This is a genomic window from Telluria sp. Soil_C_11 (genome assembly GCF_057657395.1).
This window is the reverse complement of record NZ_JBDGIN010000004.1, coordinates 428,343-444,689: the sequence shown is the minus strand read 5'-3', so window position 1 is coordinate 444,689 and position 16,347 is coordinate 428,343. Positions and strand designations below refer to the sequence as shown.

The following is a 16,347-nucleotide window of genomic DNA, read 5'->3' as shown; positions in this document are numbered from 1 at the left end:
GCCCGGGCGGGATCAGGCCGCCAGGTCGAGGTCCAGAGGGGCATCCGGCCCGCCCGCCTCGGGCAACAGGGTCCGCAGGCGGTACAGGCGCTGGCGGTAATTGCCTTCCGGCCCAGCCGGGCCGCAATCGACGTTCTCGAACAGGCGCAAGGTACGGTCGAGCAATTGGCGCTCCTGCGCCGTTTCCACCGGCACCAGGCGGCGCCGGCTGCGCCCATAGCTGGCGCGGATATCGACCACCAGGCAGTGTCCGCGGTCGGCATTCCCGAGGTCCAGCAGCAGTGCCTCGGCACGGCTCAGGCCGAACGCCAGGGCCAGCTCGAGGCGCGCCGCCAGCAAGGGATATTCCGACAGGTCGCGCCCGGACAGCAGCCCCTCCAGGCCAGGCCAGGCGCCGGGGCTGCGCGGCGCGATCTTGCGCAGCATCGCCACCGCCTTCGGGCAGCCCTGCGCGGCCGCCTTCTGCAGCCAGAACACGGCGCGCACATCGTTGTTCTCGTTCTCGCGGCGCGCGCGCCAGGCGGCATTTCCGCACTCCAGCTGGGCATCGCGGTAGCCGAGTTCGGCGGCGTGCTCGAGGTATTTCTGGGCCTCGATCACGTTGCGCTGGGAAAACTCCGGCTTCACATAGATGCGCGACAGCGCGTACCAGGCTTCGGCCAGCCCCTGCTCGCCGGCCTGTACCAGCCAGCGCACCGCCTTCTTGAAATTGGCCGCGCCGCTGCTGCCCGGCAGACGGCGACCGTCGATGCGCATGCGCGCGCACCATAGTCCCAGGGCGAACTGGGCGTAGCGGTCCTGCTCGGCGGCGGCCATTTCCCAGAACGCATGCAATTCGTCCTGCGTGACGTCGTGGGCGGCGCCGCCCTCCTCCACCAGCCGGGCGCAGCGCGACAGCAGGGTCACCTCGTCCGGCGCCAGGCGCGCGCAGGCGCGGCCCTGCGCCACCTCGGAATGGGCCAGCGAGCGCGCCATCGGCAGGGCGCGCGCGAGATAGGACGGGTGATTGCCGGCTTCCCATTCCTGTTCCAGCAACGCGAACTGGGCCGGGGTGACGCCATTGTCGGCGGCGCGGCGCAGCCAGCGCTGGCCGGCGCGGTCCGGCATGCCGGCGCGCAGCGCGCTCGGGTCGATGCGGTCGGCGGCCGCGCCATGCTCTGCCGGGCTCGCGGCGGCCGGGGCGGCGCCCGGGCGCGGCGGCGCGGCCCCGTGTTCGCGCGCCAGCAGCCACTGCGCTTCGGGAAAGCCGCCGCGGCCGGCGTCTTCGAGCGCCCGCAAGGCCTTGGCGCGTTGTCCCGGCGCCACACGCTCGCCGCCCAGCACCAGCTGTGCATAGACCAGGCCGGCCCGGGCCAGGCCGCCATCGTAGGCGCGCTCGTACCAGCAGGTCACGGACTGCGGGCTCTGCCGGGCCAGGTCGAGGGGAATATGGTTGCCGATCAGTTGCCATGCCTCAGCGCAACCTTGCCGGGCCGCACGGTCCAGCCAGTGCAGGGCCGTGGGCAGGCTCTTCGGCAGGCCGGTGCTGCCGAACAGGTAGAGCCGGCCGAGCTGCAGCTGGGACTCGGCCCGGCCGGCGCGCGCGCCACGGATGATTGCTAACTCTTCGCGGTTTGCCATCGCTGATTGTCGACTTCGTGTCGGTAGTGGAGACACCGCCGCGGATGCATGCAGAAGCACGCACATCGCGATGCATGCTGATGGATGAGGCCGCCAAGCCCGATCCACCGTGCGGTTGTCGGATGGGGCAGAGTCTATAGCCGGCTCAGGGGCGATTCGCCTGCGATTCCATATGCATTTGAGGCTGCACAAATGTTACATCCCGCGCGGGGCTGGTATGATGACGCACGGAAACTTAAACAAGGCTTAAGATTTCCTTGGTGAATCAGCCAAGCCGTTTCGAAAATACAACAGCACGATTGGTTTTATTGGCTTTCCACCAAGTGAAACAGTCATAATTGACTAATCCGACAACCTTGACGCGTTCAGCATTTAAGGTTCACTCATCCGAGCGTTCAGCAACAAGAACAAGTCTCAATGCTCTCTGGATTCCTGCGATTCACTTTATAAGGATACAAATAGATGAAAAAATCACTCGTAGCAGTCGCTCTGCTGGGCGCATTCGCCGGTGTGGCGCAAGCGCAAACCGCCGTGCAAATCTACGGCAACATCGACGCCGGCCTGGTCAAGCGTACCGACCAGACCCTGGCCATCGGCAAGCGCGCTTCGAACACCCTGGGCTTCAAGGGCACCGAAGACCTGGGCAACGGCCTGAAAGCGCTGTTCCAGATCGAAATGCGCTACGAGCCGGACACCGGCACCGTCGAAAACAACACCCGTCCGCTGTTCCAGGGCCAGAGCCGCGTCGGCCTGCAGGGTGACTTCGGTATGATCCGCCTGGGCCGTGGCCTGACCCCGTTCCAGGAAGTCGTCGGTTCGTTCGAACCGTGGCACGGCCTGCCGAGCCAAGCCGGCTTCTATACCGACATCAGCATCGCCGGCTTCAACTCGACCCCGCTGGATCCGGGCAGCAATGCTACCGGTTCGGGCCAGAGCAACAACCGTTACTCGAACGCCTTCTTCTACAACTCGCCGGTCGTGAGCGGCTTCCAGGTGAACGCTGCCATCGCAACCAAGGAAGGCCTGTCGGGCGGCGCAACCATCACCGGCGTCGGCGCTGGCGCAGCTTCCTACGCTTCGGGCGCAGAAGGCACGGTCAACCCGTTCTCGGTGGCTGCCACCTACAACAACGGTCCGGCCGCCGCAATGCTGGCTTACGAGCGTAACGCCATCGAAAGCAAAGTCTGGTCGATCGCCGGTTCGTTCGCCGTGACCCCGGAACTGAAACTGATGGGTACCTACTCGCGCCAGAGCCAGGAGCACACCAACACCCAGCGTCCGACCATCAAGGGCGCCGTGATCGGTGCGACCTACGCCATGGGCCCGGGCAAGGTGCTGGCCGGCTTCGGTATCAAGCAGCAGGAAGAGAACGTCCGCCTGCACGACCTGTTCACCCGCCAGTACTCGCTGGGCTATGAGTACAGCCTGTCGAAGCGTACCTACGTGTACGTCGACGCATCGCGCAAGAAGAACATCTTCAGCCAGAGCACCGGCAACCTGGCGAACACCCCGACCGTCAACCACTTCGACGTCGGCGTGAACCACTCGTTCTAAGCAGCATTTTCTGACTGAGCGGGGTTCGCCCCGTTCAGCAAGAAGTCCGCAAGGGCGGGCCTGGGCAACCAGGTCCGCCCTTGTTGCATCCAGGCCTTGTGCGATTCGCGCAACGCCTACGCGGCTGAGCCAAACCAGCCTGCGCGAATTGATGAGCATCCAATGTCAGCGCGTCTGACAAAACCTTCAGGCAAGGCGCTTCGTCGAAGACAGTACGCCAGGTGCGGCGAGACGATGCCAGGCCGTCGTGCAGGTGTTGCCAGGCGCGCTGAACGATCCGATTTGCCAGGGAGATGCCATGAAGAAGATTGTGCTGGGCGCGCTCGCCGGCGCCTGTTTTCCGACCCTCGCGCTGGCCCAGTCCAGCGTTCAGCTCTACGGTATCGCCGACGCAGGCCTGATGTGGCAGCGCGGTTCGTCGCCCAAGGTCATCAGCGGCGGCGCCGACGGCTCGCGCCTCGGCGTCAAGGGCAGCGAAGACCTCGGCGGGGGCATGAAGGCCGTGTTCGACCTGGAAGCGCGGATCGAGTTCGACACCGGCAAACAGCAACCGACGCTGGTCAACGAGAACCAGGGTTTCTACCTGACGCGCGGCATGGACGCCCTGCCGCCCAATCTGCTCGCCGCCGTGCGCAGCGCCCTGCAGCCGCGCGGCGGTCCGGCCGTCAATCCGGAAAACGCCCTGTTCGACCGTACCGCCATGGTCGGCCTGGTCACCCCGGTGGGCGCGGTCCTGGCCGGGCGCATGTACACGCCGGGCTACGAAGTGTTCGCGGCAGCCGACACCTTCGAAGTCGGCACCGGCGGCACCTGGGGCAGCGTGACCGGCGGCACCGCCGGCTTCCAGGCGCTGGGCGCCGACATCCGTTCGCAGCGCGCGCTGCAGTACCGGATCGCCCTGCCGTCCGGGTTCGGCGGTTCGCTGATGGTCGCCGGCAGGGGTTCGGGCTACCTCGGCCTGTACAACAAGTTCTGGGGCGCCGCCATCACCTACAAGGCGCACGGCTGGGATGTCGGCATCGGCCACAACCATGCCTACGATCCGGCCGGCGCGCCCAGCCTGCGCACCACCACCGTCGGCGGTTCCTATGCCTGGAACGACTGGAAGTTCTTCGCCGGCTGGCACGACCAGCGCAACCGCCATTCGGCCCTGCTGCCCACCTATATCGGCGGCTGGGACGCCCTGATCGCGCCCCAGCTCGCGCCGCTGGGCCCGGCGACCGCGGCCGCCCTGCGCGCGGTGTTCGTCACCAACATCACCATCAACAGCCAGCAGGATGCCGTCAGCGTCCAGGTCGGGGCGCAGTACCGCGTCGGTCCCGGCCGCATCCTGGCATCCGTCGCGCGCCAGAACGACCGCACGCCGTCCGACAGCGACGCCACCCTGTTCGCGCTCGGCTACAACTACTTCCTGTCGAAGCGCACCGACATCTACGCCGTCGCCTCCTACATCAAGAACGACAAGGAGGCCCAGTACAGTCCGGCGACGGCGGGCGCTCCCGGCGGCTTCACGCCCGCGCCCGGCGTGGATGGGCGCGCCTTCCAGCTGGGGGTACGCCACCGCTTCTGACATCGGCGCCACGGCGGCGATGGGCCCGGCCATCTTTATATACTGACAGCGGTTGCAGTCGGTTAAAATTAGCGGTCTACCTATTTCGCAAGCCTTGCAATGACCGCCCCACTGGATTCCGCCGCCATCGCCCAATACCTGGTCGACCACCCGCAGTTTTTTGAAGAACATGCCGGCCTGCTGGGCGAGGTAAAACTGTCGAGCCCGCTGACCGGCCGTGCCGTCTCGCTGCAGGAACGGCAAATGGAAGTGATGCGCGACAAGTACAAGGCGCTGGAGCTGCGCATGGCCGAGCTGATGCGCCATGCCGAGGAAAACGCGGCGATCGCCAACCGCTTCCACGGCTGGACCCGCCAACTGCTGGAAGCCGGCGCACCGGACGAAGCGCCGGCCGCGATGCCGCGCGCCGTGGTCGACGGGCTGATCCAGCATTTCATGGTGCCGCAGGCAACCCTGCGCCTGTGGAACCTGGCGCCGGAACATGCAACCGAGTGGTATGCGAGCGACGTTTCCGACGACGTCCGCCTGTTCGCCAACAGCCTGCGCGCGCCCTATTGCGGCCCGAACCGCGATTTCGACGCCGTGCGCTGGCTCGAGGACAGCGCGTCGGTACGCTCGACCGTGCTGGTGCCGCTGCGCGCCGCCGGCTCGGCCTTCGGTTTGCTGGTGCTCGGTTCGCCCGATCCGGAGCGCTTCAGCGCCAGCATGGCGACCGACTTTCTGGTCCACATCGGCGAGACGGCCAGCGCCGCGCTGATCCCGCTGCGCGCCTGAGGTAAGAGCCCGACGATGGACACCCCGGCCGCCGACGACTGGACCGGCCGCTACCTGGCCGAGCTGCGCACCCAGCGCAAGCTTTCCGGGCATACCATCGCCGCCTATGCGCGCGACCTCGGGGAGCTGGCCGCATTCAGCTCCACCTTGGCCGGCCATACCGACTGGACGCGGCTGACCCACTTCGAGATCCGCCGCTTCGCCGCCAAATTGCACGCTGAAGGCCAGAGCGCGACCTCGATCGCGCGCAAGCTGTCCGGCTGGCGCGGCTTCTTCAACTGGCTGGCGCGCCACACGGCCCTGGCCGCGAACCCGGTCGACGGCGTGCGCGCGCCGCGCCGCGCCAAGCGCCTGCCGAAGGCCCTGCCCGTCGATGACGCCGTGCGCCTGATGGAAGCGAACCGCCATGGCCACCCCGAGCCGGCCGAGCTGTGCGACCGCGCGATGTTCGAACTGCTGTATTCGAGCGGCCTGCGGGTGTCGGAACTGGCCGGCCTGGACGTCGGCTTCTTGCCGGCCAGCGATGGCGCGCCCGCATCGACGGGCTGGCTGGAGCGCGAAGCGCGGGAAGTCGTGGTCACCGGCAAGGGCAACAAGATGCGGCGGGTGCCGGTCGGCGGCCCGGCGCTCGAGGCGATCGCAGCCTGGCTGGCGGTGCGTCCGCCGAGCAGCGACGGCAGCAACGCCCTGTTCCTGTCGGCGCGCGGCGCCCGCGTCAGCCCGCGCGTGGTCCAGCACCGCCTCAAGAACTACGCCCTGAAGGCCGGGCTGCCGGTCCATGTGCACCCGCACGTGCTGCGCCACTCCTTCGCTTCGCACCTGCTGCAGTCCTCGGGCGATCTGCGCGCGGTGCAGGAACTGCTGGGCCACGCCAGCATCACCTCGACCCAGATCTATACCTCGCTCGACTTCCAGCACCTGGCGGCGGTCTACGACAAGGCCCATCCGCGCGCCAAACGCAAGTAACGACTCGCACGCACCGATCAAACGACCTGCGCACACGCGACCGTGGCCGGTGGTGACATTTCGTAAATTCCGGCATAATCCCCCGATTCTCGGCGGCCGACAGGCCCCACTTTGATCGGATAGCGAATTATGGAATTGATCCCCAGCACCATCCTGACCGGCTTCCTCGGCGCCGGCAAAACCACGCTGCTCAACCGCATCCTGCAGGAAAACCACGGCATGCGCATCGCCGTGATCGAAAACGAGTTCGGCCAGGAAAACATCGACAACGAGATCCTGGTGCAGGATTCCAGCGAGCAGATCGTCGAGATGAACAACGGCTGCATCTGCTGCACCGTGCGCGGGGACCTGATCATTGCCCTCGGCAACCTGGCGCGCAAGCGCGACGCCGGCGAACTGCAGTTCGACCGCGTCGTCATCGAAACCACGGGCCTGGCCAACCCCGGCCCGGTGGCGCAGACCTTCTTCATCGACGAGGAAGTAGGCGCTCACTATCTGCTCGACGCCGTCGTCACCGTGGTCGACGCCCGTCATGGCATGGACCAGCTGGACCGCCACGAGGAAGCCCAGCGCCAGGTCGGTTTCGCGGACAAGATCCTGCTGTCCAAGACCGACCTGGTCGACGCCGCCGCGGTCGAGGAACTCAAGGCGCGCATCCGCCGCATCAATCCGCGTGCGCCGATCAGCACCTCGGACTTCGGCCGCGCGCCGATCCAGGAAGTGCTCGACCTGCGCGGCTTCAACCTGAACGACAAGCTCGAGCTCGACCCGGCCTTCCTGACCGCCGACGAGGCGCATGATCATGACCACGACCACGATCATGAGCATGTGCACACCGAAGCCTGCGACCACAGCCACGACCACCACCACAGCCACCACAGCGACGACATCGCCGCCTTCGTGTTCAAGAGCGAGCGCGCGTTCGATCCGGAACGCCTCGACCAGTTCCTCGGCAGCATGGTGCAAGTCTTCGGACCGAACATGCTGCGCTATAAAGGTGTACTGTCGATGGCAGGGGCGGATCGCAAGGTGGTGTTCCAGGGCGTGCATCAAATCATGGGCAGCGACCTGGGTGCAAAGTGGGGCGATCAGGAACCGCGCGGGAGCAAGATGGTCTTTATTGGTAAAAATTTACCAAAAGACGTGTTTATCCGCGGCTTGGAACAATGTTTGGTATAAACTACTCCGGTTCTGTATTGCACGTCAGGCAGCCTGACGGTGCAAGCCGGTAGTTGAACGACTGAACAGTCCCGCGACGCAGCGGGACAGGCAGGGATCAACCCTGCCGTCACGGCAGCGAACCAGCGCGCGCACCTTGCAATAATTGTAACCGCTGAGTAAGCTGATAAAATGGAAACTCTGTCGTATCAAAGGTAAGTGAAGTCATGACTAAAACAACGAAACCGAATACCGTGGCGCAGCCCGAAGACCGCCTCCTGACGGAAGAAGAGATTCGGGCGATGGGCGACGACGACTACATGAACCCGGCCCAGCTGGCGTTCTTCAAGAACCGCCTGCAAGAACTCGAGAAGGAACTGCTGAAAAACGCCGGCGAGACTACAGAGCACCTGCGCGAGACGGTCCTGGTGCCGGACCCGGCCGACCGCGCCACGATCGAGGAAGAGCACGCGCTGGAACTGCGCACCCGCGACCGCGAACGCAAGCTGCTCAAGAAAGTCCAGCAGTCGCTGGCGGCGATCGAAGCCGGCGAATATGGCTGGTGCGAAGAAACCGGCGAGCCGATCGGCATTCCGCGCCTGATCGCGCGCCCGACCGCGACGCTGTCGCTGGAAGCGCAACAGCGCCGTGAACTGAAGCAAAAACTGTACGGCGATTGAACCGTGACAGGCCTCACCGAAAAAAGCATGCGTCGATCGCATGCTTTTTTTATTTGCGCTACAAATAAATTTCCCTTGGGATACACTAGCGTCGGCCAGCCTGTCGATTGACGCAGCTCAGGCGTGCGCGCCACGTGCCGCGGGCCGCCGTGCTACTGTCTCGACCGGTGAAAAACGGTAGACAAGGACCGACGTGGGACTCTTTTCCTTCCTGAAGAAAAAGAACGAAGCGCCCGAGGCGCGGGCCGGCGCACGTCCGCGCGCTGGCGACATGCGCGTCGGCGACATGCGCGTTTGTGACATCTCCGGTCCCGCCAGCGCTTTCGCCCCCACTACCCGCATGCCGCTCGACACCGAAGCCGAGCGCGAGCGCCAGCGCGAGATCGCGCGCGCGACCGCCGCCAAGATCGACGAGATCGAGCTGGAGATGGCGGCCGATATCTTCGACGACCATGCCTGGGCCGGCAACCGGCGCGCCCCGGCCGTCGCTTCGGGCGTCCCCAGCACCCCGCTTGCCGACCTGAACACGGCCGACCTGCTGGTGGAGGAAGGCATGCCGGACGACGCCGTGGCGCCGTCCAGCGCGCCGGCGGTCGAGGAAGCCGCGATCCTCTACGCCAACGGCCAGCTCGATGCCGCCGAACAGGCCTTGCGGGCTTGCCTGGTCGGCCCCAGCCGCAGCGAGCGCCAGCCCTGGTGGATGCTGTTCGACCTCTACCAGGTGACGGGCCGCGAGCCCGAGTTCGAGAGCATCGCGATCGACTACGCCAGCCATTTCGAGACCTCGCCGCCGGCATATTCGCCGCCGCATGCGCCGCTGGCGGCACAGTCGGCCGGCCAGCCCTATGCCGGCGTGACCCCGACCGCGACCCTGTCGGGCCAGCTCGACGCCACCATCGGCGCGCAGCTGGCGCGCGTGCTGGCGTCCAACTGGCCGCTGGTGCGCCTGGAGTTCAGCACGGTCGGCTCGGCCACGCCGGAAGGCTGCGCGGTCCTGCTCGAAGCCTTGCAAAGCCTGCGCCGCACGGGCCGCGAACTGGTCGTGGCCGGCGCCGACCACCTGATCGGCGTGCTGCGCCCGATGCTGGCGATCGGCGAACGCGGGGCCGGCGAAGCGCCCTGGCTGCTGCTGCTCGAACTGCTGCTCCTGATGAACCGCGAAAAGGATTTCGAAGAGACCGCGATGGATTATTGCGTCACCTTCGAGGTCTCGCCGCCCTCGTTCGAAGCGCCGGCACGCGCCGCCGTGAGCGTGAGCGCGGCTGCCGGCGGCGGTGCGGCCGCCGGCGACCGGTTCCTGCTGCCGGGCCTGGTCGAAGGCGGCAGCGCGGCGCTGCTGGAGGCGATCGATGCCTACGCCGCCCAGCACGCTTCCCTGGTGCTGGACTGCTCGCGCCTGGCGCGTATCGACTACGCGGCGGCCACCGCCCTCGGCGCGCGCCTGCGCCAGCTGGCCGGCGACGCCGGCGCCAGCGGAGAAAAACGCGGCATCGAGCTGCGCGACCTGAACCACCTCGTCGCCGCCCTGCTGCGCCTGCTCGGCGTGGGCGAATACGCGCGTCTGTACGCCCACAAGTATTGAACAGCCAAGGCGCCGCCGGACTCGGCTTTATGCCTTGTAATTGTGTGAACGGTCCCCACGTTTGGTGAGCAATCAACCACGAGGCAACTATGGAACAATTTCACGGCACGACCATTGTGAGCGTGCGGCGCGGCGAACAGGTCGCACTCGGCGGCGACGGCCAGGTCACGCTCGGCAATGTCGTCATGAAGGGCTCGGCGCGCAAGGTGCGCAAGCTGTACCAGGGCAAGGTGCTGTGCGGCTTCGCCGGCGGCACCGCGGATGCCTTCACCCTGCTCGACCGCTTCGAAGCCAAACTGGAAAAGCACCAGGGCAACCTGCTGCGCGCCTCGGTCGAACTGGCCAAGGACTGGCGCACCGACCGCATCCTGCGCCGCCTGGAAGCGATGCTGCTGGTGGCCGACCGCGAGAAGACCCTGATCATCACCGGCAACGGCGACGTGCTCGAGCCGGAGGACGGCATCGGCGCGATCGGCTCGGGCGGCGTGTATGCGCAGTCGGCCGCCAAGGCGCTGCAGGAAAACACCGATATGGCCCCGGCTGAAGTCGTCAAGAAGGCGCTCACCATCGCCGGCGAGCTGTGCATCTATACGAACATGTCCCACATCGTCGAGACGCTGGACTGAGCAATGAACAATCAACACATGAACATGATTCCCTCCGAAATCGTTTCGGAACTCGACAAACACGTGGTCGGCCAGAGCAAGGCCAAGCGCGCGGTGGCGATCGCCCTGCGCAACCGCTGGCGCCGCCAGCAGGTGGAAGAGCCCTTGCGCCATGAGATCACGCCGAAGAACATCCTGATGATCGGCCCGACCGGCGTCGGCAAGACCGAGATCGCGCGCCGCCTGGCCAAGCTGGCGGATGCGCCCTTCATCAAGGTCGAGGCGACCAAGTTCACCGAAGTCGGCTATGTCGGCCGCGACGTCGACACCATCATCCGCGACCTGATCGACATCGGCGTCAAGCAGACCCGCGCCAGCGAGATGAAGAAGAACCGCCAGCGCGCCGAGGACGCCGCCGAAGACCGCGTCATCGACATCCTGGTGCCGCCGGCGCGCGACTTCGGCTTCAACGTCAGCAGCACCGAATCGAAGGACGGCGACACCACCCGCCAGACCTTCCGCAAGCGCCTGCGCGAAGGCGCCCTCGACGACAAGGAAATCGAGATCGAAGTGGCCGACGCCGCGCCCCAGGTCGACATCATGGCGCCGCCGGGCATGGAAGAAATGACCGAACAGATCAAGTCGATGTTCGCCGGCGTCGGCGCGGCCCGCAAGAAGGCGCGCAAGATGAAGGTCAAGGACGCGATGAAGATCCTGATCGACGAGGAAGCCGCCAAGCTCGTCAACGAAGACGAGATGAAGCAGAAGGCGATCCAGAACGTCGAGCAGAACGGCATCGTGTTCCTGGACGAGGTCGACAAGATCGCTTCGCGCTCGGAGCACGGCGGGGCCGACGTCTCGCGCGCCGGCGTGCAGCGCGACCTGCTGCCGCTGGTCGAGGGCACGACCGTGAACACGAAATATGGCATGATCAAGACCGACCACATCCTGTTCATCGCCTCGGGCGCCTTCCACCTGTCGAAACCGTCGGACCTGATCCCGGAACTGCAGGGCCGCTTCCCGATCCGCGTCGAACTGGAAGCGCTGTCGGTCGACGACTTCAAGAGCATCCTGACCTCGACCGACGCCAGCCTGACCAAGCAGTACGAAGCCTTGCTGGCGACCGAGGGCGTGACGCTGGAGTTCGCGCCGGAGGGCATCCACCGCCTGGCCGAGATCGCCTTTTCCGTCAACGAGCGTACCGAGAACATCGGCGCGCGCCGCCTGTACACGGTGATGGAAAAGCTGCTCGAGGAGATCTCGTACTCGGCCACCGACAAGTCGGGCGAGAAACTGGTCATCGATGCCGCCTACGTCAACGAGCGGCTCGACAAGCTGGCGGTCAACGAAGACCTGTCGCGGTATGTGTTGTAACTGAGGTGCTGTAATCACCCGCATCGAAAGGAGCGAAGATGGCAAACAAGGCGCTGGCAACCCGGCAGAAGATGATGCTGCGCGTCACACCGGCGCCGCTCAAGCCACGCAATCCCTTTGCCGGCTTCGCCAGGCAGCGCGCGGCCGGCTCGCATGCGAAGCCGCTCTCCAGCGAGCGGCAGGCCGCCAAGCGCGCGCTGAAAAAGGTCAAGCTGGAAGCGGACGACGAATAAGGCAAAGACGCCGGCCCGTGCCGGCGTTTTTTCATTGAAGACTCGCTTTTTCTTCTGTAAAGTCAGAACCCATGAGCTCCCCCGACATGGTTCTGGACGTCCTCCGCGCCGAACTGCGCGCCGCAGGCATCACCTATAAAATGCTGGCCGACCGCATCGCCATGAGCGAATCGAGCATCAAGCGCATGTTCGGCCAGAAGGACATGACCTTGTCGCGCCTGGCCCAGATCTGCCAGGCCGCCGGCATCCACCTGGAAGACGTGCTGCGCCGCGCGGCCGATGCCCGGCCCCAGGCCGACACCCTCACCCTGCCCCAGGAAACCTCGCTGGTCGCCAACCCGCGCCTGCTGCTGGTGGCGATCTGCTGCCTCGGGCACTGGAGCCTGGAACAGATCCTCGAAACCTACCGCCTGAGCGAACCGGAATGCATCGGCCTGCTGGCCGAACTGGACCGGCTCTGCCTGATCGAGCTCAAGCCCCTGAACCGCTACAGCCTGCGCGTCTCGAACGCCTTCCGCTGGCTGCCGGACGGCCCGGTACAGCGCTACTTCCGCGAGCATGTGGTGGGAGATTATTTCGATGGCCGCTTCGACGGCCCGGGGGAAGCGCTGATGTGCCTGCCGGCCAGGCTGTCGCTGGCGAGCGCCGGCGAACTCACGGAAAAAATCTACCAGCTGGCCGGCGAACTGGCGCGGCTGCACCGCAACGACCGCCGCCTGGCGCCGCGCGAACGCGATGGTTTTACCCTGCTGGTCGGGTTCCGGTCGTGGGAGTTTTCCGCCTTTACCGCACTCAGACGGTAAATCGACACAGGATTACTGGCGCGTCGGCGCCTGGCCGCTGACCGGGCTGCCGGTCGAACGGGTCGGCGGCGCCATCTGCACCGGCGCCGGAGCGGGATTGTTCGGGTTGTTCGCGTTGTTCGGCACGGCGATGTTCGGCGTGGCCGGCGCCGGCTCTTCCGGCGGCCCGCTGACCTGGCCCGGATTGCCCGGGTCCGGGAAGGTCGACGACTGCGACACCGGACCCGCCGGAGGAACCTGCTGCGGCTGCACGACCGCCCCCGGCGACATCGGCGGTTCCGGCACCGGCGCACCCGGCGGCAGCGTGGCCGGCATGACAGAGTTGACCGAAGCGCCCTGGACGGCCGGGCCGCCCATCGGGGCCGCCGGCTTGGTGTCGGGCGCCAGGTCGAGCCGCTTCATGACGCCGCCGTCGGACAGCATCACATAACGCGGATGCACCTCGGCCAGGGTAATGCCCGGCGTCAGTTCCTTACCCACTTTCAGCGCCTTCGGCGGCGAGCCCTCGGCCACGATGATGGCGACGCTGTCGCGCCCGGCCGCGACGATGCCGGTCAGCTGGTAATTGGTCGCGCTTGCCGTGGCCACCTGGCCGCCGAACAGCGTGGCGGCGGCATCGATGCCGGGTTCCGGCATGCCGGTGTGCGGCACCGCGGCGATCGGACGCTGCGGCGGCTGGTACAGCTGCAGGATCCAGTAGGCAAGCGAACCCGCCAGCAGGATCACGCCGAACAGGCTCGTAAGTAGAGGCAAGCGCTTGTCCATCAGTTTCCTTATCACCGCACTAATTGGTTGATTTCAATGATCGGCATCAGCACCGCCAGCACGATCAGCAGCACGACCAGGCCCATGGCCAGGATCAGCACCGGCTCGAGCAGGCCGGCGATGGTCAGTGCGCGGCGCTCCAGGTCCGCCTGCTGGGAATCGGCGGCGCGCTCGAGCATGGCCGGCAGTTCGCCGGTGATCTCGCCGGCGCGGATCATGTGCACCAGCATCGGCGGGAAATACTTCTGCACCGACAGGGCCCGCGCCAGGCTGGCGCCCTCGCGTACGCTGGCGGTCGCATGTTCGACCAGGCCTTTCATGGCCACGTTCGACAGCGTGTCGCGACTGGTCTCGAGCGCGCGCAGGATGGGCACCCCGGAACCGGTGGTGATCGCCAGCGTGCTGGCGAAACGCGCCGTGTTCAGGCTGCGCTCGAAGCGGCCGTACACTGGGGCGTCCAGCAGCCAGGCATGCCAGCGCAGCTTGAGCGCGGGATTCTGCAGTGCGCGGCGCCACATGAACCAGGCTGCGACGATGGCCAATCCAACATAGATCCCGTAAGCGCGCGTAAAGTTCGACACGCCGAGCATGATCACGGTGAGCACCGGCAGTTTCTGCTTGGTGTTGGCGAACACCGAGACGATCTGCGGCACCACGTAGGTGAGCAGGAAGATCACGATCGCGAACGCAACCACGGTGACGATCGCCGGATAGGTGAAGGCCAGGCGCACCCGCTGCACCAGGGCGTTGCGGCGCTCGATGTAGTCGGCCAGGCGCGCCAGCACGCGCGCGAGCTGGCCGATCTGTTCGCCGGACGAGACCAGGGCGCGGTAGATTTCGGCGAAGTCGCGCGGGTGGCGCGACAGCGCGCTGGAGAAGGAAGCGCCGCCCATCACCTCGGAACGGATCGAGGCGATCAGGTCGCGCATGTAGGCGCGCTCGGCCTGTTCCAGCAGGGCAGTAAACGCCTGTTCCAGCGGCAGGCCGGCTTCCAGCAGGCTGGCCAGCTGGCGCGTGAACAGGGCCAGCTCGACCTGGGACAGGCGCTCGCCGAAGCCGCGCGAGCGCGTCGCTCCGCTCTCGTCGACCTGGGCCGTGATGGCCTCGACGGCGAGCGGCGTCAGGCCCTGCAGGCGCAGGTCGGCGCGCGCGGCGCGCGGGCTGTCGGCGTTCAGCACGCCCTTGCGGGTGACGCCGCCGGTATCGACGGCTTCGTAGCGGAATGCCGGCATCAGTCAGCCTTCGTCACGCGCACCAGCTCGGCTTCGGTGGTGACGCCGTCAACCACCCAGCGTTCGCCGTCTTCGCGCATGGTCTTCATGCCGCACTTCAGGGCCGTGTCGCGGATCTCCGCTTCCGACACCTGGTTGTGGATCTGGGCACGGATCTGCTCGTTCGTTTCCAGCAGTTCGTAGACGCCGACCCGGCCGTGGAAGCCGGTATGGCCGCAGCGGTCGCAACCGACCGCGCGCCATTGGCCGTTGCCTTCCTGCTGCTTGCAGTACGGGCACAGCTTGCGCACCAGGCGCTGCGCCATCACGCCCAGCAGGGACGACGACAGCAGGAACGGCTCGATGCCCATGTCCAGCAAGCGGGTCACGGCCGAGGCCGCATCGTTGGTATGCAGGGTCGCCAGCACCAGGTGGCCGGTGAGCGAAGCCTGCACCGCGATCTGCGCGGTTTCGAGGTCGCGGATCTCGCCGATCATGATCACGTCCGGGTCCTGGCGCAGGATCGCGCGCAGGGCCTTGCCGAAGGTCATGTCGATACGGGCATTGACCTGGGTCTGGCCGATGCCGGGCAGGTCGTATTCGATCGGGTCTTCCACCGTCATGATGTTGGTGGTGCTGGCGTTCAGGCGCGACAGCGAGGCGTACAGCGTGGTGGTTTTACCGGAACCGGTCGGGCCCGTCACCAGCACGATGCCGTGCGGCTGGTTGATCATCCTGTCGAACTGCGGCAGCAGGTCCGTGCTCATGCCGAGGTGGCCGAGGTCGAGGCGGCCCGCTTCCTTGTCGAGCAGACGCAGCACCGCGCGTTCGCCGTGGCCGGTCGGCAGGGTCGAGACGCGCACGTCGACCGGCTTGCCGCCCACGCGCAGGGTGATGCGGCCGTCCTGCGGCAGGCGTTTCTCGGCGATGTCCAGCTGGCTCATGATCTTGATACGCGAGATCAGCGACGCGTGAATCGCCTTGCGCGGACGCACGATGTCGCGCAGCGCGCCGTCGATGCGGAAGCGCACCACCGAGGTCTGCTCGAAGGGCTCGATGTGGATATCGGACGCGCCTTCGCGCAGCGACTGGGTCAGCAGCGCGTTGATCATGCGGATCACCGGGGCGTCGTCGGACGATTCGAGCAGGTCCTCGATCGCCGGCACGTCTTGCAGCAGCTTGGTCAGGTCCAGGTCGGCATCGAACTCGTCGGCCACCTGGGACGCGTCGCCGCCGGCATTGGCGTAGGCGGCGGCGATCGCCGATTCCAGCTCCGCGCGTTCCATGCGGCGCAGCGCGATGCGGCCGAAGCGGCGCGAGACTTCCGCGATCGCGGCCGGCTTGGTGGCGTTCGACACCAGCACTTCGACGGCCTGCGACGGGTCGCCGTTCGAACGCGCCAGCACGCCGTAGTCGCGTGCGAATGCGTAGGGCAACAGGTTATTCATGATG

Annotated in this window: 15 protein-coding genes; 11 read left to right on the top strand and 4 right to left on the bottom strand. The window is 66.5% G+C overall.

Translation table 11 applies throughout. The features are described from left to right. Window positions 1–12 precede the first annotated feature (12 nt). On the bottom strand, window positions 13–1,620 hold the full coding sequence (locus AC3A6M_RS10050) for a tetratricopeptide repeat protein (protein ID WP_487852574.1): 1,608 nt from the start codon (window positions 1,618–1,620) through the stop codon (window positions 13–15). Between the two features lie 462 nt (window positions 1,621–2,082). Here AC3A6M_RS10050 and AC3A6M_RS10045 point away from each other — a divergent pair, with 462 nt between their 5' ends. The 11 genes from AC3A6M_RS10045 to AC3A6M_RS09995 all read left to right on the top strand — a co-directional run bounded on the left by AC3A6M_RS10045 (window position 2,083) and on the right by AC3A6M_RS09995 (window position 12,919). Further along, window positions 2,083–3,174: a porin gene (locus AC3A6M_RS10045; protein WP_487852573.1), complete on the top strand. Its 1,092-nt coding sequence runs from the start codon at window positions 2,083–2,085 to the stop codon at window positions 3,172–3,174. A 298-nt stretch (window positions 3,175–3,472) separates the two neighbouring features. Continuing rightward, window positions 3,473–4,744, top strand: coding sequence for a porin (locus AC3A6M_RS10040; protein WP_487852572.1), 1,272 nt, complete (start codon window positions 3,473–3,475; stop codon window positions 4,742–4,744). A 99-nt stretch (window positions 4,745–4,843) separates the two neighbouring features. After that, window positions 4,844–5,518 carry a DUF484 family protein gene (locus tag AC3A6M_RS10035; RefSeq protein ID WP_487852571.1) on the top strand — a complete coding sequence of 225 codons (675 nt, stop codon included), beginning with the start codon at window positions 4,844–4,846 and terminating at the stop codon, window positions 5,516–5,518. A gap of 15 nt (window positions 5,519–5,533) precedes the next feature. Then, window positions 5,534–6,484, top strand: a complete 951-nt coding sequence (gene xerC / locus AC3A6M_RS10030) for a tyrosine recombinase XerC (protein WP_487852570.1) — start codon at window positions 5,534–5,536, stop codon at window positions 6,482–6,484. A gap of 129 nt (window positions 6,485–6,613) precedes the next feature. Continuing rightward, window positions 6,614–7,663: a CobW family GTP-binding protein gene (locus tag AC3A6M_RS10025; protein ID WP_487852569.1), complete on the top strand. Its 1,050-nt coding sequence runs from the start codon at window positions 6,614–6,616 to the stop codon at window positions 7,661–7,663. 206 nt (window positions 7,664–7,869) lie between these two features. After that, complete coding sequence (dksA, locus tag AC3A6M_RS10020) at window positions 7,870–8,322, top strand: RNA polymerase-binding protein DksA (RefSeq protein WP_487852568.1); 453 nt, start codon at window positions 7,870–7,872, stop codon at window positions 8,320–8,322. A gap of 193 nt (window positions 8,323–8,515) precedes the next feature. After that, the gene (locus AC3A6M_RS10015; RefSeq protein WP_487852567.1) at window positions 8,516–9,904 is read left to right on the top strand and encodes an STAS domain-containing protein; all 1,389 of its coding nucleotides are present in this window, start codon (window positions 8,516–8,518) and stop codon (window positions 9,902–9,904) included. Between the two features lie 89 nt (window positions 9,905–9,993). Beyond that, window positions 9,994–10,530, top strand: a complete 537-nt coding sequence (gene hslV, locus AC3A6M_RS10010; protein ID WP_052234194.1) for an ATP-dependent protease subunit HslV — start codon at window positions 9,994–9,996, stop codon at window positions 10,528–10,530. A gap of 18 nt (window positions 10,531–10,548) precedes the next feature. After that, window positions 10,549–11,883: an ATP-dependent protease ATPase subunit HslU gene (gene hslU / locus AC3A6M_RS10005; protein WP_487852619.1), complete on the top strand. Its 1,335-nt coding sequence runs from the start codon at window positions 10,549–10,551 to the stop codon at window positions 11,881–11,883. A gap of 38 nt (window positions 11,884–11,921) precedes the next feature. Next, window positions 11,922–12,116, top strand: coding sequence for a hypothetical protein (locus tag AC3A6M_RS10000; RefSeq protein ID WP_487852566.1), 195 nt, complete (start codon window positions 11,922–11,924; stop codon window positions 12,114–12,116). 71 nt (window positions 12,117–12,187) lie between these two features. Further along, window positions 12,188–12,919, top strand: coding sequence for a helix-turn-helix domain-containing protein (locus tag AC3A6M_RS09995; RefSeq protein WP_487852565.1), 732 nt, complete (start codon window positions 12,188–12,190; stop codon window positions 12,917–12,919). 12 nt (window positions 12,920–12,931) lie between these two features. Here AC3A6M_RS09995 and AC3A6M_RS09990 read toward each other — a convergent pair whose 3' ends face one another. The 3 genes from AC3A6M_RS09990 to gspE are packed head-to-tail and all read right to left on the bottom strand — an operon-like array spanning window position 12,932 to window position 16,343. After that, the gene (locus AC3A6M_RS09990; RefSeq protein WP_487852564.1) at window positions 12,932–13,672 is read right to left on the bottom strand and encodes a type II secretion system protein N; all 741 of its coding nucleotides are present in this window, start codon (window positions 13,670–13,672) and stop codon (window positions 12,932–12,934) included. 23 nt (window positions 13,673–13,695) lie between these two features. Beyond that, a complete protein-coding gene (gene gspF / locus AC3A6M_RS09985) occupies window positions 13,696–14,916 on the bottom strand; it encodes a type II secretion system inner membrane protein GspF (RefSeq protein WP_487852563.1) in 1,221 nt (406 codons plus the stop codon). Beyond that, window positions 14,916–16,343, bottom strand: coding sequence for a type II secretion system ATPase GspE (gene gspE, locus AC3A6M_RS09980; protein ID WP_487852562.1), 1,428 nt, complete (start codon window positions 16,341–16,343; stop codon window positions 14,916–14,918). Before gspE ends, gspF begins: the two co-directional genes overlap by 1 nt. Window positions 16,344–16,347: the final 4 nt, after the last annotated feature.

Coding starts and splice junctions, on each gene's coding strand:
- xerC (WP_487852570.1), top strand. CDS start 5,534: ATGGACACCCCGGCCGCCGACGACTGGACCGGCCGCTACCTGGCCGAG.
- hslV (WP_052234194.1), top strand. CDS start 9,994: ATGGAACAATTTCACGGCACGACCATTGTGAGCGTGCGGCGCGGCGAA.
- AC3A6M_RS10035 (WP_487852571.1), top strand. CDS start 4,844: ATGACCGCCCCACTGGATTCCGCCGCCATCGCCCAATACCTGGTCGAC.
- AC3A6M_RS10050 (WP_487852574.1), bottom strand. CDS start 1,620: ATGGCAAACCGCGAAGAGTTAGCAATCATCCGTGGCGCGCGCGCCGGC.
- AC3A6M_RS10000 (WP_487852566.1), top strand. CDS start 11,922: ATGGCAAACAAGGCGCTGGCAACCCGGCAGAAGATGATGCTGCGCGTC.
- AC3A6M_RS09995 (WP_487852565.1), top strand. CDS start 12,188: ATGAGCTCCCCCGACATGGTTCTGGACGTCCTCCGCGCCGAACTGCGC.
- AC3A6M_RS10040 (WP_487852572.1), top strand. CDS start 3,473: ATGAAGAAGATTGTGCTGGGCGCGCTCGCCGGCGCCTGTTTTCCGACC.
- AC3A6M_RS10025 (WP_487852569.1), top strand. CDS start 6,614: ATGGAATTGATCCCCAGCACCATCCTGACCGGCTTCCTCGGCGCCGGC.
- hslU (WP_487852619.1), top strand. CDS start 10,549: ATGAACATGATTCCCTCCGAAATCGTTTCGGAACTCGACAAACACGTG.
- gspF (WP_487852563.1), bottom strand. CDS start 14,916: ATGCCGGCATTCCGCTACGAAGCCGTCGATACCGGCGGCGTCACCCGC.
- dksA (WP_487852568.1), top strand. CDS start 7,870: ATGACTAAAACAACGAAACCGAATACCGTGGCGCAGCCCGAAGACCGC.
- AC3A6M_RS10045 (WP_487852573.1), top strand. CDS start 2,083: ATGAAAAAATCACTCGTAGCAGTCGCTCTGCTGGGCGCATTCGCCGGT.
- gspE (WP_487852562.1), bottom strand. CDS start 16,343: ATGAATAACCTGTTGCCCTACGCATTCGCACGCGACTACGGCGTGCTG.